The organism is Enterobacter sp. PL_is379 (assembly GCF_055817355.1).
This window is the reverse complement of sequence record NZ_JBVPGT010000030.1, coordinates 128,391-154,590: the sequence shown is the minus strand read 5'-3', so window position 1 is coordinate 154,590 and position 26,200 is coordinate 128,391. Positions and strand designations below refer to the sequence as shown.

The window sequence follows — 26,200 nt, the reverse complement described above, 5'->3', positions numbered from 1 at the left end:
TTTATGCTCAAACACGCTCAAGGATCATGGCAATGCCCTGACCCACACCGATGCACATCGTACACAGCGCGTAGCGCCCGCCGCGTCGGTGCAGTTCGTTACTCGCGGCCAGCGCCAGTCTGGCACCGCTCATGCCCAGCGGGTGGCCCAGCGCAATCGCGCCACCGTTCGGGTTGACGTGCGCGGCATCATCCGGCAGGCCCAGCTGACGCAGCACGCCCAGCACCTGCGCGGCGAAAGCTTCGTTAAGCTCGATCACGTCCATATCGTTAATACTGAGTCCGGCGCGCTCCAGCACCCTGCGAGTGGCCGGTACCGGGCCGAGCCCCATCAGACGTGGCTCCACGCCCGCCGTCGCCATCGCCACGATCCGCGTGCGCGGGATTAACCCCTGAGCCAGCGCCATCTTCTCGCTGGCGACGATCAGCGCCGCAGCGCCGTCGTTGACGCCGGAGGCATTTCCCGCCGTAACCACTCCGTTCTTACGGAACGGCGTTTTCAGACCGGCAAGCTGCTCGAGTGTGGTGTCCGCGCGCGGATGTTCATCCACGCTGAACGCTGTGACTGCCCCTTTTTTGCCCGGCACCAGCACCGGCACAATCTCCTGCGCCAGAATGCCGTTCTGCTGCGCCTGCGCGGTACGCTGCTGGCTGCGCAGCGCGAACGCGTCCTGATCGGCACGGCCGATATTTAACAATTCAGCTACATTCTCTGCCGTTTCCGGCATACTGTCAGTTCCGAATTGCTGATGCATGAGCGGATTCACAAATCGCCAGCCGATGGTGGTATCGAAGATCTCCGCCTGACGCTGAAACGCGGCGGTGGCTTTACCCATCACAAACGGCGCGCGGGACATCGACTCCACGCCGCCCGCGATCAGCAGGTCGCCGTCGCCCGCCTTAATGGTGCGGGCGGCAAAACCAATCGCGTCCAGCCCGGACCCGCACAAGCGGTTAAGGGTGGTCCCGGACACCGTCTGCGGCAGCCCGGCCAGCAGGGAAGACATGCGCGCCACGTTGCGGTTATCTTCCCCCGCCTGGTTGGCGCAGCCGAAAATCACGTCGTCAATCCGCTCGAGGTCGAGCTGGGGATAGCGGGCCAGCAGCGCGCGCAGCGGCACGGCACCGAGATCGTCGGTTCGGACTGCGGCAAGCGAGCCACCGTAGCGCCCCACCGGGGTTCGAACGCCATCACAAATAAATGCGTCACGCATCTGTCTCTCCTGTCACGCTGCCGCCGATGCGGTGAGATTTTCCGCGAAAAAGGGCGACGGTTTTCTGTTGTTGGTTCTGGATTTCAATGTCGTACACGCCGGTCAGCTTGCCCTGATGCTTCACCCGCGCGGTGGCGGTGAGCGTGTCCCCGGCAAAGCCCGGACGCAGAAAATCAATCGAGCAGCCGGAGGCTACCGCCGCCAGCCCCTGGCTGTTGCAGGCGTAGGCAAAGGCGGTGTCCGCCAGCGAAAAAAGCTGGCCGCCGTGGCAGGTTTTATGGCCATTCAGCATCTGCGGGGTGATGGTCATGGTCACCACCGCGTAGCCCTCGTCCATCTCGACAATGTCCATCCCCATCGCCTGCGCGCAGGCGTCCCGTTCGTACATCGCGCGGGCGTTATGCCAGGCGTTATGACTCATAGCTACTCTCCAGAAGCGCGCGCTGGCGCAGCAGTGAACAGGGGCGATAGCGCTCTTCGCCGTAATGACGCTGCAGGTTCTCCAGCAGCGTCAGCAGGCGCTGCCAGCCCAGGCGCTCGCCCCAGGCGATCGGCCCGCTCGGGTAGTTCACGCCGAGGCGCATAGCGGTATCGATGTCCTTCTCGCTGGCGACCCCTTTTTGCAGGGCATCCAGCGCCTCGTTGGCAATCATCGCCAGCGTCCGCCAGATCAGCAGGCCGGGATAATCGGCAATTTGCACCACCCGATGCCCCTGCTGTTGCAGGTAGCGGATGGCTTTTTGCGTCGCGGTGTGCGGGTTGCTGGCCGCGGCGGCAATGACCGCCACGTCACGCTCAATGCGGTCCACCACCACCACCGGGCCGTTGAGCCGCAGCGCCAGCGCCTGCGCGGTCTCTCCCTGCGTTTCAACCAGATAGACATCATCTATTTCCGTGACACCGTCACGTATTTTTTCCACGCGCATCGGGCTATAGCTGTCGTTCACCGACTCAACCCACTGCACGTCAGGTTTGTCACCCTGCCAGTCGTAAACGCCTTTCCCGCTCTTTTTGCCCAGCCTTCCTGCCAGCACTAGCTCCTGCTGCACCAGCGAAGGCAGAAAACGACGCTCCTGCCAGAAGGCGTTAAATACCGAGCAGGTCACCGCAAAGTTCACGTCCTGACCAATCATGTCGGTCAGCTCCAGCGGCCCCATCGGGAAACCGCCGCCTTCCCGCAGGGCGGCATCAATCACCGCCGGCGGAGCGACCTGTTCCTCCAGCGCGCGCCAGGCTTCAGAATAGAACGGACGGGCGACGCGGTTGACGATGAACCCCGGCGTTGACTGGCAGCGAACGGGCTGTTTGCCCCAGTTCAGCGCCAGCTCGCACAGCTCGTCGGCCACTTCCGCAGAGGTCGCCAGCCCGCTAACCACCTCCACCAGCTTCATCACCGGCGCCGGGTTAAAGAAGTGCAGCCCTGCGACCCGCTCCGGGTGGTGGACGTCCGCCGCAATCGCCGTGACGGAGATGGAAGAGGTATTGCTGGTCAGCACCGTCTGGGGCGGGCAGATCTCAGCCAGCTGAGCAAACAGCGCCTTTTTCACCTCCAGACGCTCTGAGGCCGCTTCTATGACCAGATCGGCCGCACAGAGCGCGTCGATATCCGTGACGGGAACCAGCCGGGCCAGGATCTGGCTCCCGGCATCGGCGGAGAGTTTTCCGCGCGTTACCCGGGAGGCCAGACGCTGGCGGATCCCGTCGATAGCGCGCGATATCGCATCGCTGGAGATGTCGTAGATCAGCACCTGATGACCGTGGCTGGCGGCGACTTCGGCAATCCCTGCGCCCATCGTGCCGCTGCCGATCACGGCGACAGTCCGTATATTCAGCATCTTATTTCCCCGTAAAGTTCGGCGCGCGCTTCGCCAGGAAGGCGCTAATGCCCTCGCGGTAATCGTCGCTGCGTCCGGCCAGACGCTGATAGTCGCGCTCCAGATCGAGCTGGTCGTCCAGGGTGTTGGTTTCTGCAGCGTTGATGGCCTGCTTGATCAGCCCCAGCCCGAAGGTCGGCTGCGACGCAAAGTGCAGCGCCATCTGCTGCGCCGTGGTGGAGAGCTGCTCGTCATCCACCACCTGCCAGATCATCCCCCACGCCTGCGCCTGTTCGGCGCTGAGTTTGTCCCCGAGCAGCGCCAGCCCCATGGCGCGGGCGCGTCCCGCCACGCGCGGCAGCAGCCAGGTGCCGCCGCAGTCCGGCACCAGGCCGAGCTTGCTGAAGGCCATCACGAAGTTGGCGGAACGGGCGGCAATGACCATGTCGCACCCCAGCGCCAGCGTGGCCCCCGCACCTGCCGCCACGCCGTTAACGGCACAGATGACCGGTTTAGGCAGCTTTGCCAGGCGGCGAACCAGCGGGTTATAGAAGGTTTCAACGGACATCCCCAGATCCGGCGCCGGGCCGTTGGGGTCGACGTTGCGGTCATTCAGATCCTGACCGGCACAGAAGCCGCGTCCTGCCCCGGTGATCAGCAGACAGCGCACGGTGTCATCACGCTCGGCCTGTTTCAGGCACTCGGCCAGCTGCTGGTGCATCACGTCGTTAAAGCTGTTCAGACGCTCCGGACGGTTCAGCGTAATGGTCATCACGCCCTGTTCTACATGACTGAGAATAAATTCCACAATTAGCGTCCTTTAAAGTCGGGGGTGCGTTTTTGTAAGAAGGCGTCGATGCCTTCCCGGCGGTCTTCAGTGGCGGAAAGTAGCGTAAACAGCTGGCGCTCCTGAGCCAGACCGGCCTGGAGCGGCACCTCCTGTGACTGGCGCAGCGCCTGTTTGGCCGCCTGCAGCGCCAGCGGCGAGTGGCGCGCCATCAGGGCCGCCTGCTTCAGGGCATACTCCAGCGTCAACGCCGCCGGGAAAACATCGCTCACCAGCCCGGCGTTCAGCGCCTGCTCGGCGGAAATGCTCTCGCCGGTCAGCACCATTTTGCTGGCCAGCGATTTCCCGACGCTGCGGATAAGGCGCTGGGTGCCGCCCGCGCCGGGCATGATGCCGAGCGTGATTTCCGGCAGGCCGAAACGGGCGTTGTCACCGGCAATCACCACGTCGCACAGCAGCGCCAGCTCGCAGCCCGCGCCCAGCGCGAAACCGTTCACGGCGGCGATCAGCGGTTTAGGAAAAGCGTTGATACGCGCCCACAGCTGCGGGCGAATATCGTTCAGGGTGGCAGGCAGGTCTTTCTCCGCCATCTCATTGAGATCGGCCCCGGCGGCAAAGCAGCGCTCGCTGCCGTAAATCACGCAGACGGCAATGTCGGCATCCACGGCGGCGGCCTCAAGCTGTTCCGCAAGCTGGGTTAACAGCGCGTTGTTGAGGGCGTTGCGCGCCGCCGGACGGTTGAGCGTCAGCTGCAGCACGCGGCCATGACGGGTAACAGTCAGCTCGCTCATGCCATCCCCTTCGCGTCGAAGTCGACGATCACGTCGGCGGTTAACGGTAATGACTGGCAGCTCAGCACATACCCGGCGGCCAGCTCGTCCGGCTCCAGGCTGTAGTTGGTCGCCATGTCCACCTTCCCGCGCAGCACTTTGCATTTGCAGGTGGCGCAGACGCCGCCCTTGCAGGCATACGGCAGATCTGCCCCCTGACGCAGGGCGGCATCAAGAATGCTTTCGTCGTCCGCCGTCAGGGTAATTTCACGGTCGCGCCCGTCCTGGCGAACGGTCACTTTCTGTCCGCCCGCCTGCACGTGCACCGCGCGCTTAACGGTGATTCCGGAGGTGTTAAAGCGCTCAAGGTGAATGGATTTGTCCTGCATCCCCAGCGCCTTCAGCGTGGCTTCCGCGTCGTCCATCATCGCCGACGGGCCGCAGATAAAGGCCTCGTCATACTGGCGGAAGTTAATCAGGGTTTTCGCCAGCGCCTGCAGTTTTTCCCCGTCGATGCGGCCATAGAGCAGATCGCTGTCCAGCCGCTCCTGGCTGAAGATGGAGAGCAGCTGCAGCCGCTGAGGGTATTTGTCCTTCAGGTCCGCCAGCGCCTGGCGGAACATCATGCTCTGGCTGCTGCGGTTGCCGTAGATCAGGGTGAAATGGCTGTTCGGTTCAGTCGCAAGCGTCGCGGAGATAATCGCCAGCATCGGGGTGATCCCGGAGCCTGCCGCAATCGCCAGGTAGTGGCCTTCACGTTCGGCCTGTGGCTGGTAGCCAAACTGCCCCTGAGGAACCATCACCTCCAGCGCCATGCCCGCTTTGATCTCATCCCGGGCATAGCGGGAAAAGCGCCCGCCGTCGATGGCTTTGACCGCCACGCTGATTTCGCCCGGAGCGGTACTCCGGCAGATGGAGTAGCAGCGGCGCAGCTCGTCTCCGCCAAGCGTCGTTTTTAACGTCAGGTGCTGGCCGGGACGGAAGCGGTAGGCCTCCTGCAGCGCCTGCGGCACCGCAAAGGTAATGGTCACCGCGTCGCGGGTTTCGGGTTCCACTTTTGCCACTGTTAATGAATGAAACGTTGTCATGGCAGCCTCAAATACATTTGAAATAGTCGAAGGGCTCACGGCAGCTATTGCAGCGGTAGAGCGCTTTGCAGGCCGTTGAGCCAAATTCACTGATAAGCGAGGTGTCGGTGCTGGCGCAGCGCGGGCAGCTCACCTCAACCGGGGCGTGCGCGTGACAGCTATGCCCCACCGGTGGACTGATGCCGTACGCCCGCAGGCGCTCGCGCGCGTCGGGGGTCATCCAGTCGGTGGTCCAGGCGGGTTCAAGCTGGAGCACAATGTGCACCGGGGTAAAGCCGTGCGCGGTCATCGCCTCGCGGATCGCCCCCAGCAGGTGTTCCGTCGCCGGACAGCCCGAATAGGTCGGCGTAAAGCCAATGACCCAGCCTTCCCCCTGCGCCTTCACGCTGCGCACCATGCCTAAATCGGTGATGGTTAACACCGGCACTTCCGGGTCCGGGATCTGGCTTAGCAGCGCCCAGATCTGTGGGATTTGCGCGGGCGCGATGTCGACGAGGCGTTGCATAGCGTTCTCCTTTACCACTGCTGACCGGGATACGCGCGCTGGAGATACTGCATTTCCGCCAGCATCGGGCCCAGATGTTCGGTATGCAGCCCCTGCTTGCCCCCGGTGCGGTACGCCATCTCGGCGGGCACCTGCAGGCAGGCTTCATTCAGACCGGCATACACTTCGCTTTCCCACGGCTGGCGCAGGAGGCGCGGGTCAACCGCCACGCCGGACTCAATCAACTCCCGCTCGACGTCATCGGCCTCAAACAGCTCGGCCGTAAAACGCCACAGGTTGTCGATGGCCTGCTGCATTTTTTGCGCGGACGTTTCGGTCCCGTCGCCCAGACGCACCAGCCAGCCGCGGCTGAAGCGCAGGTGGTAGCGCGCCTCTTTAATCGCTTTGGCGGCAATGGCGGCAAGCTGGCCGTCGCGGCTTTGGGCCAGGCGTTCATACAGCGCCACGTTCCAGGCATCCATCAGGTACTGACGGGCAATGGTGTCGGCGAAGCTGCCGTTCGGCTGCTCCACCAGCAGGAGATTGCGGAACTGGCGCTCGTCGCGGCCAAACGCCAGCGTGTCTTCATCGCCCTGGCCTTCCAGCTCCGCGGCATAGGTCAGGAAATTGCGCGCCTGGCCCAGCAGGTCGAGACCGATATTGGCGAGTGCGAGGTCGATCTCCAGCTCCGGCGCGTGGCCGCACCAGGCGCCGAGACGCTGGGAGAGGACCAGACCGTTATCGCCCAGACGCAGGGCATAGGCAGTGACTGAATTCATTCTTTGCCTCACATGTGCTCGATGCCGTCAGGGATGGTGTAGAACGTCGGATGGCGGTAAACCTTGCTTTCCGCCGGGTCGAAGAACTCGCCGCGCTCTTCCGGCTGGGAGGCGACAATCTCGCTCGCTTTAACCACCCAGATAGAACACCCTTCGCTGCGGCGGGTGTAGGCATCACGCGCATTTTCCAGCGCCATGCGATCGTCGGCGGCATGCAGACTACCCACGTGACGGTGGGATAACCCTTGTTTGCTGCGTACGAACACTTCGTACAGCGGCCAGTAGACATTGCTCATCGTGATTCCTCTTAAGCCACTTTGCGGGCGTGTTGTTTTTCCGCGTGCGCCAGTGCGGCTTCCCGCACCCACGCCCCCTCTTCCCAGGCTTTACGTTTGGCGGCCAGGCGTTCGTGGTTGCAGATGCCGCGCCCGTTAATGACCTCGTCAAACTCGTGCCAGCCAATCTCGCCGAAGCGGTAGTGGCCGCTCTCTTCATCAAAACGCAGGTCGGGATCGGGCACCGTCATGCCCAGCATCTCCACCTGCGGCACCGTGTTGTCGACAAAGCGCTGGCGCAGCTCGTCGTTGCCGAAGCGTTTGATTTTCCACGCCAGGCTGCGGGCGCTGTTCGGCGAGTTGTCGTCGTTCGGACCGAACATCATCAGCGCCGGCCACCAGAAGCGGTTGATGGCGTCCTGCAGCATCTGGCGCTGGCCCTCGCTCCCCTGCGCCAGCGCCATGCAGGCTTCAAAGCCCTGACGCTGGTGGAAGCTCTCTTCTTTACAGATTTTCACCATCGCGCGGGCATAGGGACCGTAGGAGGTTCGGCACAGCGCCACCTGGTTGACGATGGCCGCGCCGTCCACCAGCCAGCCGATCACGCCGATATCGGCCCAGCTCAGGGTCGGATAGTTGAAGATGGAGGAGTATTTCATCTTGCCGTCGAGCATCTTCTGGTAGATATCTTCCCGCGCGCAGCCCAGCGTTTCCGCCGCGCTGTAGAGGTAGAGCCCGTGTCCGGCTTCGTCCTGCACCTTCGCCAGCAGGATCGCCTTGCGGCGTAGCGTCGGGGCGCGGGTGATCCAGTTCCCTTCCGGCAGCATGCCGACAATTTCGGAGTGCGCATGCTGACCAATCTGGCGGATCAACGTCTTACGGTAGGCGTCAGGCATCCAGTCCTGAGGCTCAATCGCCGTCTCCTGCGCTATGCGCTGCTCAAACCGTTGTTCTTGCGTCACGTCATCACCTTTATGATTCGTTAGTTTGCAAATTAAAGCGTAATGTTGAATCACTTTGTTTTTTAAAAGTTACACAAAGGTTAAATATAACCCCAAGAATTGTTTCCTTGTTTTGTGATACCGCTCGCAAGGCTTTTACTGCAGGCGTACTGAAGAGCGTCCTCGCGCGCCGCGTTTCATCAGAGCGGATCACAATGTTAACAATTCATTAAAACTCAGCTTGATTTTTATGATTCATGATCAAACTATTAATGGGTAAATTACGTAACATTTGGAGATAAGCGATGCAGCAGTTAGCCAGCTTCTTATCCGGTACCTGGCAGTCTGGCCGGGGCCGCGAACGCACTATTCATCACGCCATCAGTGGCGAAGCGCTGTGGAGCGTGACCAGCGAAGGGCTGGACATGGCGGCCGCCCGTCGCTATGCGATTGAGCGCGGCGGCGAAGCGCTTCACGCGATGACCTTTATCGAACGCGCGGCCATGCTGAAGGCGGTGGCAAAGCACCTGCTTAGCGAGAAAGAGACGTTTTATGCCCTGTCCGCCCAGACCGGCGCCACGAAAGCGGACAGCTGGGTCGATATCGAAGGCGGGATCGGCACCCTCTTCACTTACGCCAGCCTGGGTAGCCGCGAGCTGCCGGATGACACCGTGTGGCCGGAAGACGAGCTGATCCCGCTGTCAAAAGAAGGCGGCTTTGCGGCGCGCCACGTCCTGACCTCAAAATCCGGCGTGGCGGTGCACATCAACGCCTTTAACTTCCCCTGCTGGGGAATGCTGGAAAAGCTGGCGCCGACCTGGCTTGCCGGCATGCCTGCCATCATCAAACCCGCCACCGCCACCGCGCAGGTGACTCAGGCGATGGTGAAATCCATCGTCGACAGCGGGCTGGTGCCGGACGGCGCCATCAGCCTGATCTGCGGCGGCGCCGGGGATCTGCTCGACCAGCTCGACAGCCAGGACGTGGTGACCTTTACCGGCTCCGCCAGCACCGGGCAAAGCCTGCGCGTGCACCCGAATATTGTGGCGAATTCCATTCCGTTCACCATGGAAGCCGACTCCCTGAACTGCTGCGTGCTGGGGGAAGACGTCACGCCGGAGCAGCCGGAGTTTGCCCTGTTCATTCGGGAAGTGGTGCGCGAGATGACCGCCAAAGCCGGGCAGAAATGTACGGCCATTCGCCGCATTATCGTCCCGCAAAACCAGATTGACGCCGTGAGCCAGGCGCTGGTTGCCCGGCTGGAAAAGGTGGTGGTGGGCGACCCGGCGCAGGAAGGGGTAAAGATGGGCGCGCTGGTCAACGCCGAACAGCGTGCGGACGTGCAGGAGAAAGTGGAGCAACTGATCGCCGCAGGCTGCCAGGTCCGCCTGGGTGGCAAAGCGGATCTGCAGGCCGCGGGCGCGTTCTACCCGCCGACCCTGCTGTTCTGCCCGCAGCCGGATGAAACTCCGGCAGTGCACTCCACCGAAGCTTTTGGCCCGGTTGCGACGCTGATGCCGTATCGCAACGCCCGCCACGCGATGCAGCTTGCCCGCGCGGGCGGCGGCAGCCTGGCGGGCACGCTGGTCACCGCTGACCAGGACACTGCCCGCCAGTTTATTCTCGGCGCGGCGCGCGCCCACGGGCGTATTCAGATCCTCAACGAGGAAGCCTCGAAAGAGTCCACCGGCCACGGCTCCCCGCTGCCTCAGCTGGTGCACGGCGGCCCGGGCCGCGCGGGCGGTGGCGAAGAGCTGGGCGGTCTGCGCGCGGTGAAGCACTACCTGCAGCGCACCGCGATTCAGGGCAGTCCGACCATGCTGGCCGCCATCGGCAAACAGTGGGTGCGTGGCGCAACGGTGCAGGAAGATCGCGTGCATCCGTTCCGCAAATACTTTGAGGAACTGCAGCCGGGCGACAGCCTGCTGACGCCGCGTCGCACCCTGACGGAAGCGGACATCGTGAACTTTGCCTGCCTGAGCGGCGACCACTTCTACGCCCATATGGACAAGATCGGCGCGGCAGAGTCGATCTTTGGCGAGCGCGTGGTGCACGGCTACTTCCTGATTTCCGCCGCGGCGGGACTGTTCGTTGATGCGGGCGTCGGGCCGGTGATTGCCAACTACGGCATGGAAAACCTGCGCTTTATCGAGCCGGTTAAACCGGGCGATACCATTCAGGTGCGTCTGACCTGCAAACGTAAAACGCTGAAGAAACAGCGTACCGCGGAGGAAAAACCGACGGGCGTGGTGGAGTGGGCGGTTGAGATCTTCAACCAGCACCAGCAGGCCGTGGCGCTCTACTCCATTCTGACACTGGTGGCGCGCCAGCAGGGTGATTTCAGCTAAGTTCCCTGCTCCTCATCCTCTCCACAATGGCTGAGCGCTCTCAAGTAATGTGCAAGCAGAAGCAATAACGCTGCTTTTAGAATGGCTGAGGGCCTTCAGCGATGCCCTGGTCCGGCTGTAAATCGCTGAGGCGTTTGCCTTCCGGCCGGGGCGAGGCGCAGGGATGCGCCGAGAGGGCGGGCTTTACAGGGATGTTACCTCCGCCCGTACCCGATAAGCCGGAAGGAATAAGCCGAAGGTACCGCGCAGCGGCGATTTACCGCCGGGAGCCCGGGTCGCCAGGGTGGTGGCGACTGAGCCACCCTGGCACGTTCACAGGCCATGTCGTTACAGAGTAGCAAGGAACATAAAGTGAACGGAATGACCACCAGTGCCGTATGTTCCCCCTCACCCCAGCCCTCTCCCTCAAGGGAGAGGGGGCCGTCTGTGCTGACATCATTTGTGGGGTTCCCTCAGCCTCAATGGGGAGGGGAAATGGCCCGGCATGTGATTTACCCCCGCTCTTTTTTTAACCTGGCAAGGCTGACAAATAATCTGGCAGATGCAGGCAAACGCTTTTCTCAGGCGCCTGTCAGGATAAGGCTGTCACAACACAATAAACACAACAAGATGAGGTCTACGATGGGAAGCAATTCTTCTTTTTCTGCCCGTAGAACGGCGCTGGCTATGGCCGTTGCGCTGTGTTGCGCCTGGCAATCCCCTGCTTTCGCCCACGGCAGTGAGGCGCATATGGTCCCGATGGACAAAACGCTGCAGGACTTTGGCGCCGACGTTCAGTGGGATGATTACGCACAGATGTTCACCATTGCGAAAGACGGCGCCTTTGTGAAGGTCAAACCGGGCGCTAAAACCGCCATCGTCAACGGTAAAACCCTCAAGCTCGAGGTGCCGGTGGTAATGAAAGGCAAGAAAGCCTTTATTTCCGATTCCTTTATCAACGATGTTTTCCAGTCAGGCCTCGATCAGACCTTCCAGGTTGAGAAACGCCCTCACCCGTTAAACGCGCTGACGGCGGACGAAATTAAGCAAGCCGTTGAGATTGTGAAAGCCTCGGCGGATTTTAAACCGAATACCCGCTTTACCCAGATTGCCCTTGCTGAGCCAGAGAAAGCCAAAGTGTGGGACTTTGTGCTTAACGGCACGGCGGTGGATGCCCCGCGTCAGGCGAAGATCGTGATGCTCGACGGAAAGCACGTTATCGAAAGCGTGGTGGATTTGAAGGATAAAAAAATCCTGCGCTGGGAGCCGGTGAAAGACGCGCACGGCATGGTGCTGCTGGATGATTTCACCGCGGTTCAGCAAATCATCAACGACAGCACGGAGTTTGCCGAGGTGCTTAAAAAACACGGCATCACCGACCCGAAAAAAGTGATTACCACGCCGCTGACCGTCGGCTATTTCGACGGTAAAGACGGCCTTAAGCAGGAAGATCGCCTGCTGAAGGTAGTGAGCTATCTGGACGTTGGCGACGGCAACTACTGGGCGCACCCGATTGAAAACCTGGTGGCCGTGGTCGATCTTGAGCAGAAGAAAATCCAGAAGATTGAGGAAGGCGCCGTTGTTCCGGTTCCGATGACGCCGCGTCCCTACGATGGCCGCGACCGTATAGAGACGCCGAAAAAACCGCTCGACATCATTGAGCCGGAAGGCAAGAACTACACCATCACCGGCGATATGGTGCACTGGCAGAACTGGGATTTCCACCTGAGCCTGGACTCCCGCGTCGGCCCGATGATTTCAACCGTCACCTATAACGACAACGGCAAAAAACGCCAGATTATGTATCAGGGGTCGCTCGGCGGCATGATCGTCCCTTACGGCGATCCGGACGTGGGCTGGTACTTTAAAGCCTATCTCGACTCCGGCGACTACGGTATGGGCACCCTGACCTCACCGCTGGTGCGCGGCAAAGACGTGCCGTCCAACGCGGTGATGCTCAATGAAACCATCCCGGATTACACCGGCGCGCCGATGGAGATCCCGCGCGCGATCGCCATTTTCGAACGCTACGCGGGGCCGGAATACAAGCATCAGGAGATGGGCCAGCCTAACGTCAGCACCGAGCGCCGCGAGCTGGTGGTGCGCTGGGTGAGTACCGTGGGCAATTACGATTACATCTTCGACTGGGTGTTCCATGAAAATGGCACCATCGGCATTGACGCCGGTGCGACAGGTATCGAAGCGGTGAAAGGCGTACAGGCGAAAACCATGCACGACGCCACCGCCAAAGACGATACAAAATACGGCACGCTGATCGACCATAACATCGTGGGCACCACGCACCAGCACATCTACAACTTCCGGCTTGATATGGACGTGGACGGCATCAACAACAAGCTGGTGGCCATGGATCCGGAAGTGAAGCCGAATACCGCCGGTGGCCCGCGCACCAGCACCATGCAGATCAATCAGTACGATATTGATACCGAGCAGCAGGCGGCGCAGAAATTCGACCCGGGCACCATTCGCCTGCTGAGCAACACCCGTAAAGAGAACCGCATGGGCAACCCGGTCTCGTACCAGATTATCCCTTACGCGGGCGGTACGCACCCGGTGGCGACCGGCGCGAAATTTGCCCCGGACGAGTGGATCTACCATCGCCTGAGCTTTATGGACAAACAGCTGTGGGTGACCCGTTACCACCCGGATGAGCTCTACCCGGAAGGCAAATTCCCGAACCGCTCCGTGCACGACACCGGCCTGGGTCAGTACAGCAAAGATAACGAGTCGCTCAACGATCAGGATGACGTGGTCTGGATGACCACCGGCACCACCCACGTGGCCCGCGCGGAGGAGTGGCCGATCATGCCGACGGAATGGGTGCATACCCTCCTTAAACCGTGGAACTTCTTCGACGAGACACCAACGCTCGGAAAGAAAAAAGACGATAAATAACCATCCGCCGGGTAAATGCCCGGTTTTTTTTGCCCTGGCGTTTGAGGATCGCCCTGGCTTGCTTATAGTTACTGATATCTCACCTGCATGATTTATCCCCCGGACGGGAAAGGGCTTTATGGAAAAAAGAAAAAAACCGACACTTGAACGGGCAACCTGGCCAACGCGCCATGCCATGGTCATGCACGGGCTGGCGATGAACCTGCCGTGGCTGGCCTTCGTCAATATCAGCTTCGCGGTGATGATCCTGCTGCGACACGTTCTGCTTAACGCCAGCGATCCCCTTTATCCCCACTCGCCGCAGCTGACGAGAATGGTCGATGCCTCCATGCTCGGCATTATTATTCTCTCAGCCGCGCTGATCCTGATGGCCTGGCGGCGTATCGCCGGTATTAGCGTGGTGTTGTTTATCTGTAGCGCCATCTGGTCGGTCTCCTGCTTCTGGTTTATCACCCAGCTGCTGCTGCCTCATGTCTGGCCGCTGTGCGTCATTTTATTACTCGCCGGTTTAACGGCGCTCTATTTTTACCCCGAGGGGCTGCTCGCCTTTGTGCTCCCGCTCTGGATCACCCTGCCGATAGCAAGCTGGATACTGAATGATGGTCTCAACCTTCATTTCGTCGTCATCTGGAGTGTGTTTTCGCTGATCCTGATTTGCGGACGTTTTATCCTGTTGAGCTGGTTTGACGAGGCCTGGCGCCGTAACCAGCAGAATCAGCTGCTGATTTCGCGGCTGGATGCGCTGGCGCATCAGGATCCGTTAACCAAAACCGCCAATCGCCGGAAAATGGAGGTGGTGCTGGAGAACGCGGTTGAGCAGAAGAAAACCTTCTCGGTGATTATGCTGGATATCGACTATTTCAAGCTCTACAACGACACGTACGGGCACCAGGCAGGCGACGACTGTCTGACCCGCGTGGCGCGGGTGCTGAAGCAGTCGGTGCGCACACCTGACGATGTGGTGTCGCGTTACGGCGGCGAGGAGTTCGTGGTCATCCTCTTCAATTGCCCGGAAAACATCGCGGAAAAGGTTGCCTTACGCATTCAGGACGGTCTGCGCGCGGAGTCCATACCACACAGCGCGTCAACCGTTAGCGACCATGTCACCGTGAGCATGGGGATTGCGAGCATGGCGGAGGGGTTAGCGGGCACCGAGATCATCGCCCGCGCCGATGCGGCGCTGTATCGGGCGAAGGAGGCCGGGCGGGATCGAGTATGCCGGTGAGAACGGCGGCTATTCCGCATGACGCTCGGCGATCCATTTGCGGTATTGACCGGGCGACATGCCCGTCACCCCCGTAAAAGCGCGCCTGAATGCCGTGTCGTCAGCGTAACCGCAAGCGCCGGCAATTTCCGCGATTGCGTACCCCGGTTGCTCCAGGAGACGCATTGCCTTTTCAATGCGCATGCGCGTCAAAAAGTTTTTAGGGCTTTCATTCATCTCCTCAGCCATTTTTCGGTGAAGGGTACGAGTGGTCATATTCAGCGCCCGGGCAAGCTGTTCTACGGTAATCGCCGGATTTTCATAACGGACGATATGTTCCGCTTTCATTATCATCGGATGGACTGAATTTAAAAAACCTGCTGGCGCGTAAACCTGCTGAGATAACGGCTGGCTGTCAGCCACGGCCATATCGGCCGTCAGACGCGCCAGCTTCTGCCCGGCGTGCAGACGGATGATATGCAACGCCAGGTCAACCCACGAGAGCGGGCCACCGGATGTGATAACCCGTGCGTCCTGCACCAGCGCTTTACCCCAGACAGGTTTGCTCAGCGGATAACGCTGGCGGAAAGTATGGTAAAGCCACCAGGTCGTCGTGCATGCCCGGCCATTGAGGATCCCCGCCTCGGCGAGAACCAACCCACCGGCACAGGCTCCCGCAAGCATCGCGCCTTTATCATACTGGCCGCGCAGCCATGCGCCAGCCTCGAGGACGGCCGCTGACGAGACCGGGCGTTTCTGCTCGTCAAGCTTCATCCCGCAGGCAATCACGAGATCGAAGGTTCCTCCGGTAACAAAGCTCGCTTCGGCCTCGATCGGCCGCCCCTGCGCGTCCGGGACCGGCTTTCCTTCCGCCGTGATGATGACCGCCTCAAAAGGCGAAATGCCCTCGCCGTCCGGCTGCTGGGCAATCACCTCGTTAGCCAGCCAGAACATGTCGCAGAGCCCAGCCACGGCGGATTTCATGCTTCCGGGTAACGCTAAAATGGCAATTCTCATGATTCAGGCCTGAGTAAAATGTCTGATTTCGTATGTTAACAGTCATTTCAGACACTACAAGCCTCTTTGTCCCTCTCGTTACACTGTGCTTCAACGTCTCTCAGGAAATTACGTCACGCTTATGAAACCGACACGCTTGCCCGTTCTTCTTTCTTTGCTTTGCATGGCTGCATCGCAGTCTGTGCAGGCGCGGATTAATAACATCATCCTCGTGCATGGTGCCTTTACCGATGGTTCCGTCTGGCAGGAAGTGATAGGCCGTTTGCAGACCCGGGGCTACCACGTCACGGCAGTGCAAAACCCTCTGACTTCGCTTGAAGAGGACGTCGCCGCCACAGAGCGTGTCATCAACCGTCAGCAAGGGGACGTAGTGCTTGTTGGCCACTCCTGGGCCGGCGCGGTCATCGCTCAGGCAGGCAATAACCCGAAGGTGAAAAAACTGGTTTTTCTCTCCGCCCTTGCCCCCGACAGCGGTGAATCGGTTACCTCTCTTCTTACCCGCCTCAACGCCCCGATGGCCGACATGCGCCCGGATAAAAAAGGGTTAATCTGGCTTGACGATCCCGATGCCTATCAGCGCACGATGGCCAACGATCTGCCCCTCAAACGCGTAAAACTGCTGACGGCAACGCAGCAGCCTATCGCGGCAAGCGCCTTCAGCGAGAAGGTAGAACATGCAGCATGGCGTGAAAAACCCTCATGGTATCTGATAACCGAAGAGGATCGCGCCCTCTCTCCCGGTATCCAGCAGCAGCTCGCCGGCACCATGAACGCCACCGTCCTGCGTATTAAGAGCAGCCATATGTCGATGATTTCCCACCCGCACGCCGTGAGTCAGTTTATCGAACAAGCAACCCAAACCGACGCAAAGGAAACAGAGAAATGAATATCCTGCATATAGATTCAAGTATTAACGGCGAGTTCTCACTTTCACGTCAGCTGACGGCAGAGGTGGTTCGCCAGATCGCGTCAGAGAAGGTGGTCTATCGCGACGTCGTTAAAACCCCCATCGCCCATCTCACCGGCACCGTTGCCGCTGGGTTCCGGCCGCTGCGGATAGCCACCGATGCGACGGCTGAAGATATCCGCGAACACGCGCTGTCCGGGGAACTTGTGAACGAATTTCTCAATAGCGACCTCATCGTGATAGGTGCGCCTATGTATAACTTCTCCGTCTCAACTCAGCTTAAAGCCTGGTTAGATCGACTCGCCCAGCCGGGAAAAACCTTTAGCTATACCCCGACGGGCCCGGTGGGACATGCGACCGGCAAGAGGATTATTGTCGTTTCAACCCGCGGCGGGATATATCACGGTACGCCAATCGAAGACATGGATTTTCAGGAGAGGTACCTGCAGCGATTCTTTGGTTTTCTGGGTATCGACAGAGTGGAATTTGTCCGTGCTGAAGGGGCGACGCGCAGTGAAGAAGTCAGGACTAAAGGCGTTGCGCAGGCGTTTGACGCTATTCCATCGGTCATTGCCGCAGCATTGAAATAGCCGCCGGGTTAAAGCCTGCCGGGTAACCGCAGCGTTACCCGGCAATGTTTTTAATACCGCACGCACACCGACTTGGTTTCGCACCAGCCGTCCAGCCAGTCCGGACCAAAGTCACGCCCCGTACCGGACTGTTTCATGCCGCCGAACGGCAGGTTGGCGTCGATCAGCGTATGGCTGTTTACCCAGACGGTGCCCGCCTGCAGCCGGTCGGTGTACTCCAGCGCCTTGCTGATATTTTGCGTCCAGACGCTGGCCGTCAGGCCATATTCACTGTCGTTTGCCAGCTGAAGCGCCTCTTCCCCGTCCGCGACGCGCACCACGTTGACCACCGGGCCAAACACCTCTTCGCGGGTCAGGCGCAGTGAGGCATCCGGGTTCACCACCAGCGTAGGTGAAACGTAATAACCTTTGCCTTCCGGCCCCCGGTTACCGACGATCAGCTCCGCGTTGCGCGACTTCGCCTCATCAAGGAAGGTCTGCACCTTGTCACAGTGCGCGCGCGACACCAGCGGGTTGATAAACGCCTCCGGCGACATGCCCGGCCCGACGCTCAGGGATTTCACCGCCTGCTCAAACCCGCTGACCAGCGTGTCAAACAGCGGCGCTTCAATGTAGATGCGCGAGCTCGCCGCGCACACCTGCCCCTGGTTCAGGAAGCTGCCGGTCATCAGGCCTTCGATCACCCACGCCGGGTCGGCGTCTTTCAGTACAATAGCCGGGTTTTTCCCACCCAGCTCCAGGGTCACGCCGGTTAACGTGTCCGCCGCCGCACGGGCAATTTGCTTACCCGTCGCCGTTGAGCCGGTGAAGCTCACCTTTGCAATATGCGGATGCGAGGTCAGCGCTGCGCCGCACACCGCGCCGCTCCCGGTCACCACGTTGAACACCCCGTCCGGGATGCCCGCTTCGCTGGCCAGTTCCGCCACGCGCAGCATGGTCAGCGGCGTGGTTTCTGACGGCTTGATGACAATAGAGCAGCCCGCGGCCAGCGCAGGCATCACTTTCCACATCCCGATCATCAGCGGGAAGTTCCAGGGCACAATCCCGGCCACCACGCCAACCGGCTCTTTACGCGTCCACGCCTGATAGCGGGCGCCCTGCGGCAGCGGGATGGAAAGGTCGAGGGTCTTACCCGTAATTTTGGTGGTCAGCCCGGCGGTATAACGCATCCAGTTCAGGGTGCAGCTGACTTCAAACATGCGGGAAATGTTAATGGATTTCCCCTGCTCCAGCGTTTCAAGCTGGGCCAGCTCTTCGCTGTGCTGTTCCACCAGATCGGCGAAATGGAGCAGGATCCGCTCGCGCTCCGCCGGGAGTTTTCCGGCCCAGATGCGGGCGACAAACGCGCGCCAGCCGGACATGACGGCACGGTCAACGTCGTCGACGCTGGCATCGGCAGTCGAGGCAATGACTTCGCCAGTGGCCGGGTTGTAGACGTTCAGCCGCTTTTCACTGTCCGATGCGGCCTGACGCCCTTCAATCCACAGGCCATGCTGTCGGTCTAAAAATTGTTGTACGGCAGGCTGAATGGCCACCTGTGATTCAGACATAGGATACTCCTTCGTTATTCTTCGCAGGGTGTCCATCCAGTCTAAGTGGGGTTTTGCATTCTCGCTTTTGTCTCTGTGACATTCGCTTTGCCACCTGTGACAGGCTCCGCAAATCGCGATAATTGCCGCTTATATCGCTGTTACCGGTGAGTGTTCTTTCCTATAGTCAGCCTCATAGCTCTGACAAAATGCAACACAAATGTAACAATGCGAAAACGTTGACGGTGCAGTGAGAGAAACGATGGCGTGTGCAAGCGAGCAGGAACAGTATCAGCAGTGGCTGGCGCAAATTAACCAGGTTTGCGGGCGTTTTAACGCGCAGCCCACCGAGGGGAAATTCTTCGGCGAGCTGGAGACCAGCTATGCGCGCAGCCTGAAGCTCAGCACCGTGACCGCAGGCGGCGTTAATCTGTTCCGCTCCCGTCAGGAAATTACACAGAGTAACGATGCCTGGTTCTATACCGTGTTCCAGCTAGAAGGCAGCGCGGAAATTGAACAGGATGACCGTCGCGCGCTACTCAGGACCGGTGATATCACGCTGATTGACGCGTCGCGTCCCTGCTCGATCAACTGGCGGGAAAAGTCCCGCCAGATTTCGCTGCTGGTTCCCCGTCAGATAATTGAGCAGCAATGTCGTTTCCAGGAGATAAGCTGCGCGACCGCCCTTTCCCGAACCTTGCCCACGGTACAGCTGAGCCATCGCCTGCTGATGGAGAGCATGAGCAATCCCGACCTGAGTGACCGCGAAAGTGAAGCGGCGCTCGAGGCGATGATCTGTCTTCTGCGTCCCGCTTTCCAGCAGCGTGAAATCATTCAGCCGCGCAAGGAGCGCCAGTTCCAGCATGTGGTGGCGCTGATTGACGACCATATTCAGTCTGAATCGCTGCGCCCGGAATGGATTGCCGCCGAGAGCGGTATGTCCGTGCGCAGCCTCTACCGCATGTTTGCCGAGAAAGGGCTGGTGGTGGCGCAGTACATCAAAAACCGTCGTCTGGATCTGTGCGCGCAGGTACTGCGCGCTGCCGGTGATGATGAAAAGCTGGCGGGCATTGGCTACAGCTGGGGGTTCACCGACCATAGCCATTTTTCAACGGCGTTTAAGCAGCGTTTTGGCGTCTCGCCGGGGGAATACCGCAGGCGCTACCGCTAGCTACTTTTTGAGCCATTTTCCGTTAATGCCCTTCACGTATTCGCCCGGCTGCGCGCGGGCAACCAGTTTCTGCCCTGCCATTTTGGCCACTTCATCGACCGGCAAATTATTGCTGTCAGCCAGCTTCTGGTAGTTTTCCGTGCGCGCCGCGTTGATGCGATTAACCAGCGCCAGCGTTTCCGCGTCCTGTTGAACCGGGGCAAGATAACCGCTGAGGGTTTCCCCCACGCGCCCCTGGGCCCGGGCATCGTTTAAGGTCAGCGCAGCTGCCTGCACGTTCATCCCCAGCGCCAGCAAAATCAGAGCTACTCGTTTCATGGCGTCCTCAGAACAGATCGCTGCGCGACTTCAGCAGGGTTTCAACGTCTTTATCGACCTTGATGTGGATCTCATGTTCGATTTTGACATTCATATTGATGGTAATCGGCTCCTTTGGCGCAGCGACTTCAATACGCGGCGTACAGCCGGTCAGTAGCGCGGCAACGGCAACGGTGAGCACACCAGCCATCTTTTTCATTGTTGTTCCTCACTTTCCTTGCCAGTCGAACTGCGGGGAGCAGGTATCGCCGCATGTTGCTCAAACCAGGTTTGCAGGTTGTCCCCAAAACGCAGGCTGCGCCAGAGGGTAAAGACATTCTCGTCGTGGGTATAGTTCAGGTTGACGGAGCTGCTTTTGCCATCGACCCGGCTGGTCCCCTTGATGGTCGCCTGCATGGTTAATTCACCCAAGTTATCTAAATTGATTCTCGTCCACGAACGCGAAATTTCCATATAGCGGAGCCAGTTAATCGCGGCACCCGCAACCATATTATCTTTCACGATGGCGTCGGCCGTATCTTTGTCGATGCGCAGCGTCATAGGCCCCGGGTTGGTCAGCCAGCCATCTTTAATGATCCATTTTTCGTTGTCCAGCCAGAACGGCAGCGCCCCGCTCACCGGCCCTGACATGGCAAACTGCTTCGGATTGACGGCGCTAATCAGCTCGCTCGAAGAGATATTGTCCACCCGCAGCAGGGCCGGATCGTGCTGCGGCATCCGCAGCTGTTGCATGGTGATCTTCCCGCCGAGGGTTTCCACCTTCACGTTGGTGAGCAGCAGCGGATTGTCCTCCGTCCAGGGATAATCCCCCTGTAAATCCGCGGTAATGTTGCGCGCGGTCACCAGGTTTTCCACTTCGCCGATGCGTAGCGTGACCGGACCGCGCGTGCCGAGGGACCAGGTTCCCTCGCTGAAGCGGAACGGCAGCACAAAGTCGACGCCGTTAATCTGGTTGTCCGACATCCAGGCGCTGCCGGATTTCAGCACGCCGTGCCCGCCCGCTTCAAAGCCCTGATCGGCCGCCGCCGAGAAGGCGACCTGCGCATAAAGCTCCCCGTCGCGCAGCGTCATTTTCCAGTCCGGCGGGATCAAAGGCTGGAATACGGTGAGGGACTGTTTCGGCCACCAGGCCTGCCCGCGAAGGCGCACGCCATCCCAACGACCGTTCACCTGTACCGGACCGATTTTGTCCGCATGGAGGTCGCCCTTAAACTGAAAAATTGTCGGGTCGGTGCCGTCGACGCTGAAGGTCAGGACCGAGGGCGGCAAAACGCTGCCGCCGGAGAAACGGGTTTGTCCTGCATTGAGCGACAGCGCGCCGCTGAAGGCCGGTTTTTCGGCATCGCGCAACCAGCGTACCGGCTGATCCAGCACCAGACGCGGCTTGCTGACCTCCATCGTGCCGTACTGGAGCTTGTCAAAACCGGTGGAGAGCGCCGTCAGCTCAATAAGGTTGTCACGCCACTCGCCTTTCCCGGCGACATCCCAGCGGGCATGCATCGGCGTAAAACCGCCTTTTCCCCAGTAGCGCCACTGCCACAGGCCGTTATCAGGTAAAAAGTCATTGGCCTGGCCGTCCAGGTGGAGTTCAAAATCACCCATCTCGTTTTCATGGGCGCGCAGAATCGCCTGTAAACGACCGTCCACGCCCTTCTGCGTCAGCTTCACGCCCGCCAGCGGCCAGCGGATTTCATCGATATCGAGCGAATTGATGATGCGCCCGCGCGAGCGGAGCAACGCGCCCGGCTCAAAGGCCAGCTGCGGTTCATACAGGCTGCCGGTCAGCGTGGCGGGCAATTTGGCGTAAAGAATGAGATCGTTTTGCTTCGCCTCGCCGCTGAGATGCAGGGGCATTTCGCTGTTTTCCATACTGAGCCTGCCGGGCCCAATATTCAGTACCGCGTTGCCTTTCCCCGCATCGCCGTGCGTCAGCACATTCAGTCGTCCGGTCAGGGTTGTTTTCTCCAGCCCCTGCTGCCAGTTGTCTGCACGAAGGGACACCCGCCCGCTCAGCGGCATACCCGAGAGATCCCAGTTCCAGCGCCCGTCGCTGATGTTCAGCTGCTCCGCCGTGATCTGCCACGGCAGGTCGAGCAGCGGATCGGGGTTGTCCCGCGCCATCACCACCAGCTGTCCCTGATTCTCTTCCCAGTCCAGATCGGCGTCGACCAGGGACGTTAACTGTGGCACGTTAAAGGTCGCCACCGCGTGGCCTTTCACCGGCACGCCGTCCGGAACCAGCGGCAAAGTAAACTCGCCCACCAGCTTAATCGGCTGCGGCTGGTCCGGGAGCTGTACATCAAACTGGCTGACCGAGAGCGTTTGGCCGCGAAGCGTGCCTTTAATGCTGACCTGCTCGCCTTTATAGGCGATCTCCTGGCTGGACGGGGTCAGCGACGCATTAAGCTCACCCTGCCACTGCTGCCAGGGCGACAGCGTCAGGCGGTGAACCGTAAGCCAGGTATTGGGCAATACCGCCTGCCACTGGGCCAGCGTTTTGGGAGCAACCGTTGACGGCGCGGACTGGGGAATTTTGCTGAGGCAGACGGAGTTTAAATCGAGCGTGCCGATATCCAGCTTCCAGCGGCTGGGATGTGACAGCGTCACGTTATCGATGCGGGCAATTTCGCAGTCTTCAACCAGATAGCGAAGATCGGGGATCACCAGCGCGTGGCGAGTCAGTTTCGGACTCTCTTCGAAAGCGATGCGCGTCCCGACGGGCAGCCAGATCCCGGCGAGCGTCGGTACCCACTGGGCGAGCGTCATCAGCAGCGTCAGCGGCAACAATATGAACAGCAGTAAAAGCGCAAGAGCGGCTTTGTATTTACCCTTCATGGGCAGTTAATATCCTGATTTAGCGAAAGAATTAAGCCGGCAGTGCCGATCATTGTCGCATGTTTAGCTGGTCAGTTGAAGTCAAAGCCAGGTTTAAGAATAGATGCTGTAACGTTAAGTTGCGAAACTAGGGCCTGTTCCGAGGCAACGCCAGAAGGTAAAGCATGGCGAATATCAACGACCCCCAATACACCGAGTTGTACCGCCAGGGATCAAAATCAATAAGTAAAAATGCGCTAACAAACTCATAGCCGTTGGCAAAAACGTTAATTTGAATGGCAGCAATGGCTATCACAAACAGCGTATAAGCAATGAACAGTGGATATTTCCGGAGCCGGTTAACTTTCAATTTCCCGAAGTACAATAAGAAGAAAATCACAATAGAAACAATAAAGTAGCACAAAGCAGGCAGCATCGGCGGAGATAAGGACAACTCCAATTGTTGAGACATGCATCATTCTCCCTCTTTATCAGAAACTCACCCAGTTTCTGGTATCGTCCCATCACATCAGGAAGGATTGCAGTTTTCGCACCCTCTTGCCATTCTTTAACGTAATTCAGACAGGCGTTTCTCGCATCCTCTACCCACTTCATTTTCCGCTACATGTCCCGATCAGATCCGCGCCGAAGATTTCTCGTAGTAAGAATATCATGGAGTTAGGGTGCACATATGCTCTAGAATAATTGATAGAACTTATTGAATTCAATAATATTTTATAAATTGTAAGATAATTTTAATCATGCTAACGTGAATGCAAAATCACTGGAGAAAGTCTTATGAAACTCGCGGTATACAGCACAAAGCAGTACGACAAAAAGTATCTGCAACATGTTAACGAGGCTTACGGGTTTGAGCTTGAATTTTTCGACTTTCTGCTGTCCGAAAAAACCGCCAAAACGGCGCACGGCTGTGAAGGCGTCTGCATTTTCGTAAACGATGACGGCAGTCGTCCGGTGCTGGAAGAGTTGAAAAAACAGGGGGTGAAGTACATCGCCCTGCGCTGTGCGGGCTTTAACAACGTGGATCTCGATGCGGCAAAAGAGCTGGGTCTGAAGGTGGTTCGCGTTCCGGCGTACTCCCCGGAAGCGGTCGCGGAACATGCGATTGGCATGATGATGTCCCTCAACCGTCGTATTCACCGCGCTTATCAGCGCACCCGTGACGCCAACTTCTCGCTGGAAGGGCTGACCGGCTTTACCATGTACGGCAAAACCGCTGGCGTGATCGGCACCGGTAAAATTGGCGTGGCTACCCTGCGCATTCTGAAAGGCTTTGGCATGCGTCTGCTGGCATTCGATCCGTACCCAAGCGCTGCAGCGCTGGATCTGGGCGTGGAGTACGTTGACCTGCCGACGCTGTTCTCGCAGTCCGACGTGATCTCCCTGCACTGTCCGCTGACGCCGGAAAACTACCACCTGCTCAATCAGGCGGCGTTTGACCAGATGAAAGATGGCGTGATGATCATCAACACCAGCCGCGGCGGACTGGTTGACTCTCAGGCCGCAATCGAAGCGCTGAAAACCCAGAAAATTGGCGCGCTGGGGATGGACGTGTATGAGAACGAACGCGATCTGTTCTTTGAAGACAAGTCTAATGATGTCATCCAGGACGACGTGTTCCGTCGCCTCTCTGCCTGCCATAACGTCCTGTTTACCGGACACCAGGCGTTTCTGACTGCCGAAGCCCTGATCAGCATTTCGGAAACCACGCTGGGCAATCTTCAGCAGTTAGAACAGGGTGAGCCGTGCCCTAACGAGCTGGCTTAAGTGATACGCCGGGTGGTGGCTAAGCCTCACCCGGCGCGTTTGTTTCCCAGCTGCGGTGCGCAACGCGCCACCAGATCAGAACGGCGGCCAGCGCAATCGCGCTCAGGACACTGAATGCCGTCGCAAACGAGTAATGACCGGCGATCGTCCCGGTTAACGCCGGGCTCATGGATGCCCCTACTCCCTGCATCAGCATCACCACACTCTGCCCGGCATTGACGTGCCCGCTTCCGCGCAGCAGCACCACAACAAACGACGGTACGACGACACCGAGGATCCCGGCAGCCAGGCCGTCGAGAATTTGTACCGGGATCATCATGAACGGCGCGTCCGTGGATGCCGCCAGCGCCGCGCGTACCGGCATGACCAGCAGCGCCAACATAATTAAGCGCCAGTAGCCATAATGTTCGATCCGGCGCGAAGCCCAGATGGCGACGGGGATCATCACGGCCTGCGAGATGATGACGGTACCCGCCGCGTACAAACCGGGGTTGATTGTGGCGGGCGCAGCAGCCACCCTCATGCTCAGCATCGGTAATAGCGCGGCGTTCGCCAGGTGGAACAGCAGCAGCGTCAGTCCGGTCACAAACAGCGCCCGGTTTTTCATCAGCATCGCAAAACCGAGGACCGGCAGGCTCGCTGAAGAGGACAGCCCGCGCGCCGCGTCGTTATCGATATCGCTGTTGCGAATGGCAAGCAGCGCATACAGCGTTAGCAGCGTGGTACAGGTCATCAGCAGGAAAATCCCGCCCACGCCCCAGTACCAGGCAATGCCGCCTGCAATCAGAGCGGTCATGAAATTGCCGCCGTGATTGAACGCCTCGTTTCTGCCCATCTGCGCGCTGAACCCACTCTGCCCGGTCAGCCCCAGAGTAATTCCGGCGATCAACGGCCCGACAAATGCCGCACAGATACCGGTGACGATTTGCGACACGGCGACCACGCCGCTCTGCTGGCTAAACCAGAGCAGAAGCGTGCTTAGCGTGATCAGAATGCACAGCAGCGCGAGCACAGCGCGTTTGTTGCGGGAGGTGTCGGTGATGAATCCCGCCGGCAGCGTGGCCAGTAATCCCGCCAGCCCGCCGGCCGTCATCAGGATGCCGATATCATCAGGGGTCCAGTGGCGTTCGGTCAGAAAAATACCGAGAAAAGGCCCCAGGCCATCGCGAACATCCGCAATGAAAAAACTTGTCAGGCATAACGCCCGCAGCGAACGAAGAGACATACATCCTGCCTTTGTCTGTTATCGCCTGTAAAAAAGGAAATGTAGTATAGCGGGTATTTTTGAAAATCAGATGACGTCTTAAAAAATATGCCTTCCGAACTTAAACAATTCATAACGGACGTTGTTTTTTCACTTTACTCATTATCGACCCTGACTATACTGGCAATAAATTTTCACAGGAGTCCTTCGTTGGAAAGTTATTTTATCGTCGATACGAAGGTAAGCTGACGCGATTTTCTCGCT

General features: G+C 59.2%; 24 protein-coding genes. 7 read left to right on the top strand and 17 right to left on the bottom strand.

Features of this window, described 5'->3' with window-relative positions; translation table 11 throughout:
- Positions 1-7: 7 nt before the first annotated feature.
- From pcaF to paaA, 10 genes are read right to left on the bottom strand one after another with little or no spacing between them, the layout of a single operon-like run.
- On the bottom strand, positions 8-1,213 hold the full coding sequence (pcaF, locus tag AC0TOY_RS14920) for a 3-oxoadipyl-CoA thiolase (protein ID WP_473722026.1): 1,206 nt from the start codon (positions 1,211-1,213) through the stop codon (positions 8-10).
- Positions 1,206-1,634 (bottom strand): hydroxyphenylacetyl-CoA thioesterase PaaI, encoded by a 429-nt coding sequence (gene paaI, locus AC0TOY_RS14915; RefSeq protein WP_148768479.1) that lies wholly within the window; start codon positions 1,632-1,634, stop codon positions 1,206-1,208. The genes pcaF and paaI overlap by 8 nt, the downstream gene beginning before the upstream one ends.
- The gene (paaH, locus tag AC0TOY_RS14910; RefSeq protein ID WP_473722025.1) at positions 1,624-3,048 is read right to left on the bottom strand and encodes a 3-hydroxyacyl-CoA dehydrogenase PaaH; all 1,425 of its coding nucleotides are present in this window, start codon (positions 3,046-3,048) and stop codon (positions 1,624-1,626) included. Before paaH ends, paaI begins: the two co-directional genes overlap by 11 nt.
- Position 3,049: 1 nt before the next feature.
- Positions 3,050-3,838 (bottom strand): 2-(1,2-epoxy-1,2-dihydrophenyl)acetyl-CoA isomerase PaaG, encoded by a 789-nt coding sequence (gene paaG, locus AC0TOY_RS14905; protein WP_473722171.1) that lies wholly within the window; start codon positions 3,836-3,838, stop codon positions 3,050-3,052.
- On the bottom strand, positions 3,838-4,605 hold the full coding sequence (paaF, locus tag AC0TOY_RS14900; protein ID WP_196346257.1) for a 2,3-dehydroadipyl-CoA hydratase PaaF: 768 nt from the start codon (positions 4,603-4,605) through the stop codon (positions 3,838-3,840). The genes paaG and paaF overlap by 1 nt, the downstream gene beginning before the upstream one ends.
- A complete protein-coding gene (gene paaE, locus AC0TOY_RS14895; protein WP_473722024.1) occupies positions 4,602-5,672 on the bottom strand; it encodes a 1,2-phenylacetyl-CoA epoxidase subunit PaaE in 1,071 nt (356 codons plus the stop codon). Before paaE ends, paaF begins: the two co-directional genes overlap by 4 nt.
- A 7-nt stretch (positions 5,673-5,679) precedes the next feature.
- Entirely contained in the window at positions 5,680-6,177 is a 498-nt protein-coding gene (paaD, locus tag AC0TOY_RS14890) for a 1,2-phenylacetyl-CoA epoxidase subunit PaaD (protein WP_025911360.1), read from the bottom strand.
- A gap of 11 nt (positions 6,178-6,188) precedes the next feature.
- Positions 6,189-6,935 carry a 1,2-phenylacetyl-CoA epoxidase subunit PaaC gene (paaC, locus tag AC0TOY_RS14885; protein ID WP_148768674.1) on the bottom strand — a complete coding sequence of 249 codons (747 nt, stop codon included), beginning with the start codon at positions 6,933-6,935 and terminating at the stop codon, positions 6,189-6,191.
- Between the two features lie 8 nt (positions 6,936-6,943).
- Positions 6,944-7,231: a 1,2-phenylacetyl-CoA epoxidase subunit PaaB gene (paaB, locus tag AC0TOY_RS14880; protein WP_008502380.1), complete on the bottom strand. Its 288-nt coding sequence runs from the start codon at positions 7,229-7,231 to the stop codon at positions 6,944-6,946.
- Between the two features lie 11 nt (positions 7,232-7,242).
- Entirely contained in the window at positions 7,243-8,172 is a 930-nt protein-coding gene (gene paaA / locus AC0TOY_RS14875; protein WP_473722023.1) for a 1,2-phenylacetyl-CoA epoxidase subunit PaaA, read from the bottom strand.
- Positions 8,173-8,456: 284 nt separating this feature from the next.
- Here paaA and paaZ point away from each other — a divergent pair, with 284 nt between their 5' ends.
- The 3 genes from paaZ to AC0TOY_RS14860 all read left to right on the top strand — a co-directional run bounded on the left by paaZ (position 8,457) and on the right by AC0TOY_RS14860 (position 14,619).
- The gene (gene paaZ / locus AC0TOY_RS14870) at positions 8,457-10,499 is read left to right on the top strand and encodes a phenylacetic acid degradation bifunctional protein PaaZ (RefSeq protein ID WP_090417111.1); all 2,043 of its coding nucleotides are present in this window, start codon (positions 8,457-8,459) and stop codon (positions 10,497-10,499) included.
- Between the two features lie 621 nt (positions 10,500-11,120).
- On the top strand, positions 11,121-13,394 hold the full coding sequence (gene tynA, locus AC0TOY_RS14865; protein WP_473722022.1) for a primary-amine oxidase: 2,274 nt from the start codon (positions 11,121-11,123) through the stop codon (positions 13,392-13,394).
- A 118-nt stretch (positions 13,395-13,512) separates the two neighbouring features.
- Positions 13,513-14,619: a GGDEF domain-containing protein gene (locus AC0TOY_RS14860; RefSeq protein WP_267216548.1), complete on the top strand. Its 1,107-nt coding sequence runs from the start codon at positions 13,513-13,515 to the stop codon at positions 14,617-14,619.
- A gap of 9 nt (positions 14,620-14,628) precedes the next feature.
- Here AC0TOY_RS14860 and AC0TOY_RS14855 read toward each other — a convergent pair whose 3' ends face one another.
- Positions 14,629-15,615, bottom strand: coding sequence for a GlxA family transcriptional regulator (locus AC0TOY_RS14855; RefSeq protein WP_473702455.1), 987 nt, complete (start codon positions 15,613-15,615; stop codon positions 14,629-14,631).
- A 121-nt stretch (positions 15,616-15,736) separates the two neighbouring features.
- On the opposite strand from AC0TOY_RS14855, the gene AC0TOY_RS14850 reads away from it, so the two are divergent.
- The gene (locus tag AC0TOY_RS14850) at positions 15,737-16,501 is read left to right on the top strand and encodes an alpha/beta fold hydrolase (RefSeq protein ID WP_473722021.1); all 765 of its coding nucleotides are present in this window, start codon (positions 15,737-15,739) and stop codon (positions 16,499-16,501) included.
- A complete protein-coding gene (locus tag AC0TOY_RS14845; protein WP_473722020.1) occupies positions 16,498-17,112 on the top strand; it encodes an FMN-dependent NADH-azoreductase in 615 nt (204 codons plus the stop codon). Before AC0TOY_RS14850 ends, AC0TOY_RS14845 begins: the two co-directional genes overlap by 4 nt.
- A 50-nt stretch (positions 17,113-17,162) precedes the next feature.
- Here AC0TOY_RS14845 and AC0TOY_RS14840 read toward each other — a convergent pair whose 3' ends face one another.
- The gene (locus AC0TOY_RS14840; protein ID WP_473722019.1) at positions 17,163-18,662 is read right to left on the bottom strand and encodes an aldehyde dehydrogenase family protein; all 1,500 of its coding nucleotides are present in this window, start codon (positions 18,660-18,662) and stop codon (positions 17,163-17,165) included.
- Between the two features lie 241 nt (positions 18,663-18,903).
- On the opposite strand from AC0TOY_RS14840, the gene feaR reads away from it, so the two are divergent.
- A complete protein-coding gene (gene feaR / locus AC0TOY_RS14835; RefSeq protein WP_267216552.1) occupies positions 18,904-19,812 on the top strand; it encodes a transcriptional regulator FeaR in 909 nt (302 codons plus the stop codon).
- On the opposite strand, the gene AC0TOY_RS14830 is transcribed toward feaR, so the two are convergent.
- The 4 genes from AC0TOY_RS14830 to AC0TOY_RS14815 all read right to left on the bottom strand — a co-directional run bounded on the left by AC0TOY_RS14830 (position 19,813) and on the right by AC0TOY_RS14815 (position 23,416).
- On the bottom strand, positions 19,813-20,130 hold the full coding sequence (locus AC0TOY_RS14830; protein ID WP_024909488.1) for a YdbL family probable chaperone protein: 318 nt from the start codon (positions 20,128-20,130) through the stop codon (positions 19,813-19,815).
- Between the two features lie 7 nt (positions 20,131-20,137).
- Positions 20,138-20,329 carry a YnbE family lipoprotein gene (locus tag AC0TOY_RS14825; protein ID WP_014169918.1) on the bottom strand — a complete coding sequence of 64 codons (192 nt, stop codon included), beginning with the start codon at positions 20,327-20,329 and terminating at the stop codon, positions 20,138-20,140.
- On the bottom strand, positions 20,326-22,965 hold the full coding sequence (locus tag AC0TOY_RS14820; RefSeq protein WP_473722018.1) for a YdbH family protein: 2,640 nt from the start codon (positions 22,963-22,965) through the stop codon (positions 20,326-20,328). Before AC0TOY_RS14820 ends, AC0TOY_RS14825 begins: the two co-directional genes overlap by 4 nt.
- 127 nt (positions 22,966-23,092) lie before the next feature.
- On the bottom strand, positions 23,093-23,416 hold the full coding sequence (locus tag AC0TOY_RS14815) for a hypothetical protein (RefSeq protein WP_024909490.1): 324 nt from the start codon (positions 23,414-23,416) through the stop codon (positions 23,093-23,095).
- Positions 23,417-23,742: 326 nt separating this feature from the next.
- Here AC0TOY_RS14815 and AC0TOY_RS14810 point away from each other — a divergent pair, with 326 nt between their 5' ends.
- Positions 23,743-24,732, top strand: a complete 990-nt coding sequence (locus tag AC0TOY_RS14810; protein ID WP_048989528.1) for a 2-hydroxyacid dehydrogenase — start codon at positions 23,743-23,745, stop codon at positions 24,730-24,732.
- Positions 24,733-24,751: 19 nt separating this feature from the next.
- Here AC0TOY_RS14810 and AC0TOY_RS14805 read toward each other — a convergent pair whose 3' ends face one another.
- Positions 24,752-25,957: an MFS transporter gene (locus AC0TOY_RS14805; RefSeq protein WP_473722017.1), complete on the bottom strand. Its 1,206-nt coding sequence runs from the start codon at positions 25,955-25,957 to the stop codon at positions 24,752-24,754.
- Positions 25,958-26,200 lie beyond the last annotated feature (243 nt).

Excerpts from the sequence above, each read along its gene's own strand:
- pcaF (WP_473722026.1), bottom strand. The coding sequence starts at position 1,213 with ATGCGTGACGCATTTATTTGTGATGGCGTTCGAACCCCGGTGGGGCGC.
- paaI (WP_148768479.1), bottom strand. The coding sequence starts at position 1,634 with ATGAGTCATAACGCCTGGCATAACGCCCGCGCGATGTACGAACGGGAC.
- paaH (WP_473722025.1), bottom strand. The coding sequence starts at position 3,048 with ATGCTGAATATACGGACTGTCGCCGTGATCGGCAGCGGCACGATGGGC.
- paaF (WP_196346257.1), bottom strand. The coding sequence starts at position 4,605 with ATGAGCGAGCTGACTGTTACCCGTCATGGCCGCGTGCTGCAGCTGACG.
- paaE (WP_473722024.1), bottom strand. The coding sequence starts at position 5,672 with ATGACAACGTTTCATTCATTAACAGTGGCAAAAGTGGAACCCGAAACC.
- paaD (WP_025911360.1), bottom strand. The coding sequence starts at position 6,177 with ATGCAACGCCTCGTCGACATCGCGCCCGCGCAAATCCCACAGATCTGG.
- paaC (WP_148768674.1), bottom strand. The coding sequence starts at position 6,935 with ATGAATTCAGTCACTGCCTATGCCCTGCGTCTGGGCGATAACGGTCTG.
- paaB (WP_008502380.1), bottom strand. The coding sequence starts at position 7,231 with ATGAGCAATGTCTACTGGCCGCTGTACGAAGTGTTCGTACGCAGCAAA.
- paaZ (WP_090417111.1), top strand. The coding sequence starts at position 8,457 with ATGCAGCAGTTAGCCAGCTTCTTATCCGGTACCTGGCAGTCTGGCCGG.
- tynA (WP_473722022.1), top strand. The coding sequence starts at position 11,121 with ATGGGAAGCAATTCTTCTTTTTCTGCCCGTAGAACGGCGCTGGCTATG.
- AC0TOY_RS14860 (WP_267216548.1), top strand. The coding sequence starts at position 13,513 with ATGGAAAAAAGAAAAAAACCGACACTTGAACGGGCAACCTGGCCAACG.
- AC0TOY_RS14855 (WP_473702455.1), bottom strand. The coding sequence starts at position 15,615 with ATGAGAATTGCCATTTTAGCGTTACCCGGAAGCATGAAATCCGCCGTG.
- AC0TOY_RS14850 (WP_473722021.1), top strand. The coding sequence starts at position 15,737 with ATGAAACCGACACGCTTGCCCGTTCTTCTTTCTTTGCTTTGCATGGCT.
- AC0TOY_RS14845 (WP_473722020.1), top strand. The coding sequence starts at position 16,498 with ATGAATATCCTGCATATAGATTCAAGTATTAACGGCGAGTTCTCACTT.
- AC0TOY_RS14840 (WP_473722019.1), bottom strand. The coding sequence starts at position 18,662 with ATGTCTGAATCACAGGTGGCCATTCAGCCTGCCGTACAACAATTTTTA.
- feaR (WP_267216552.1), top strand. The coding sequence starts at position 18,904 with ATGGCGTGTGCAAGCGAGCAGGAACAGTATCAGCAGTGGCTGGCGCAA.
- AC0TOY_RS14830 (WP_024909488.1), bottom strand. The coding sequence starts at position 20,130 with ATGAAACGAGTAGCTCTGATTTTGCTGGCGCTGGGGATGAACGTGCAG.
- AC0TOY_RS14825 (WP_014169918.1), bottom strand. The coding sequence starts at position 20,329 with ATGAAAAAGATGGCTGGTGTGCTCACCGTTGCCGTTGCCGCGCTACTG.
- AC0TOY_RS14820 (WP_473722018.1), bottom strand. The coding sequence starts at position 22,965 with ATGAAGGGTAAATACAAAGCCGCTCTTGCGCTTTTACTGCTGTTCATA.
- AC0TOY_RS14815 (WP_024909490.1), bottom strand. The coding sequence starts at position 23,416 with ATGTCTCAACAATTGGAGTTGTCCTTATCTCCGCCGATGCTGCCTGCT.
- AC0TOY_RS14810 (WP_048989528.1), top strand. The coding sequence starts at position 23,743 with ATGAAACTCGCGGTATACAGCACAAAGCAGTACGACAAAAAGTATCTG.
- AC0TOY_RS14805 (WP_473722017.1), bottom strand. The coding sequence starts at position 25,957 with ATGTCTCTTCGTTCGCTGCGGGCGTTATGCCTGACAAGTTTTTTCATT.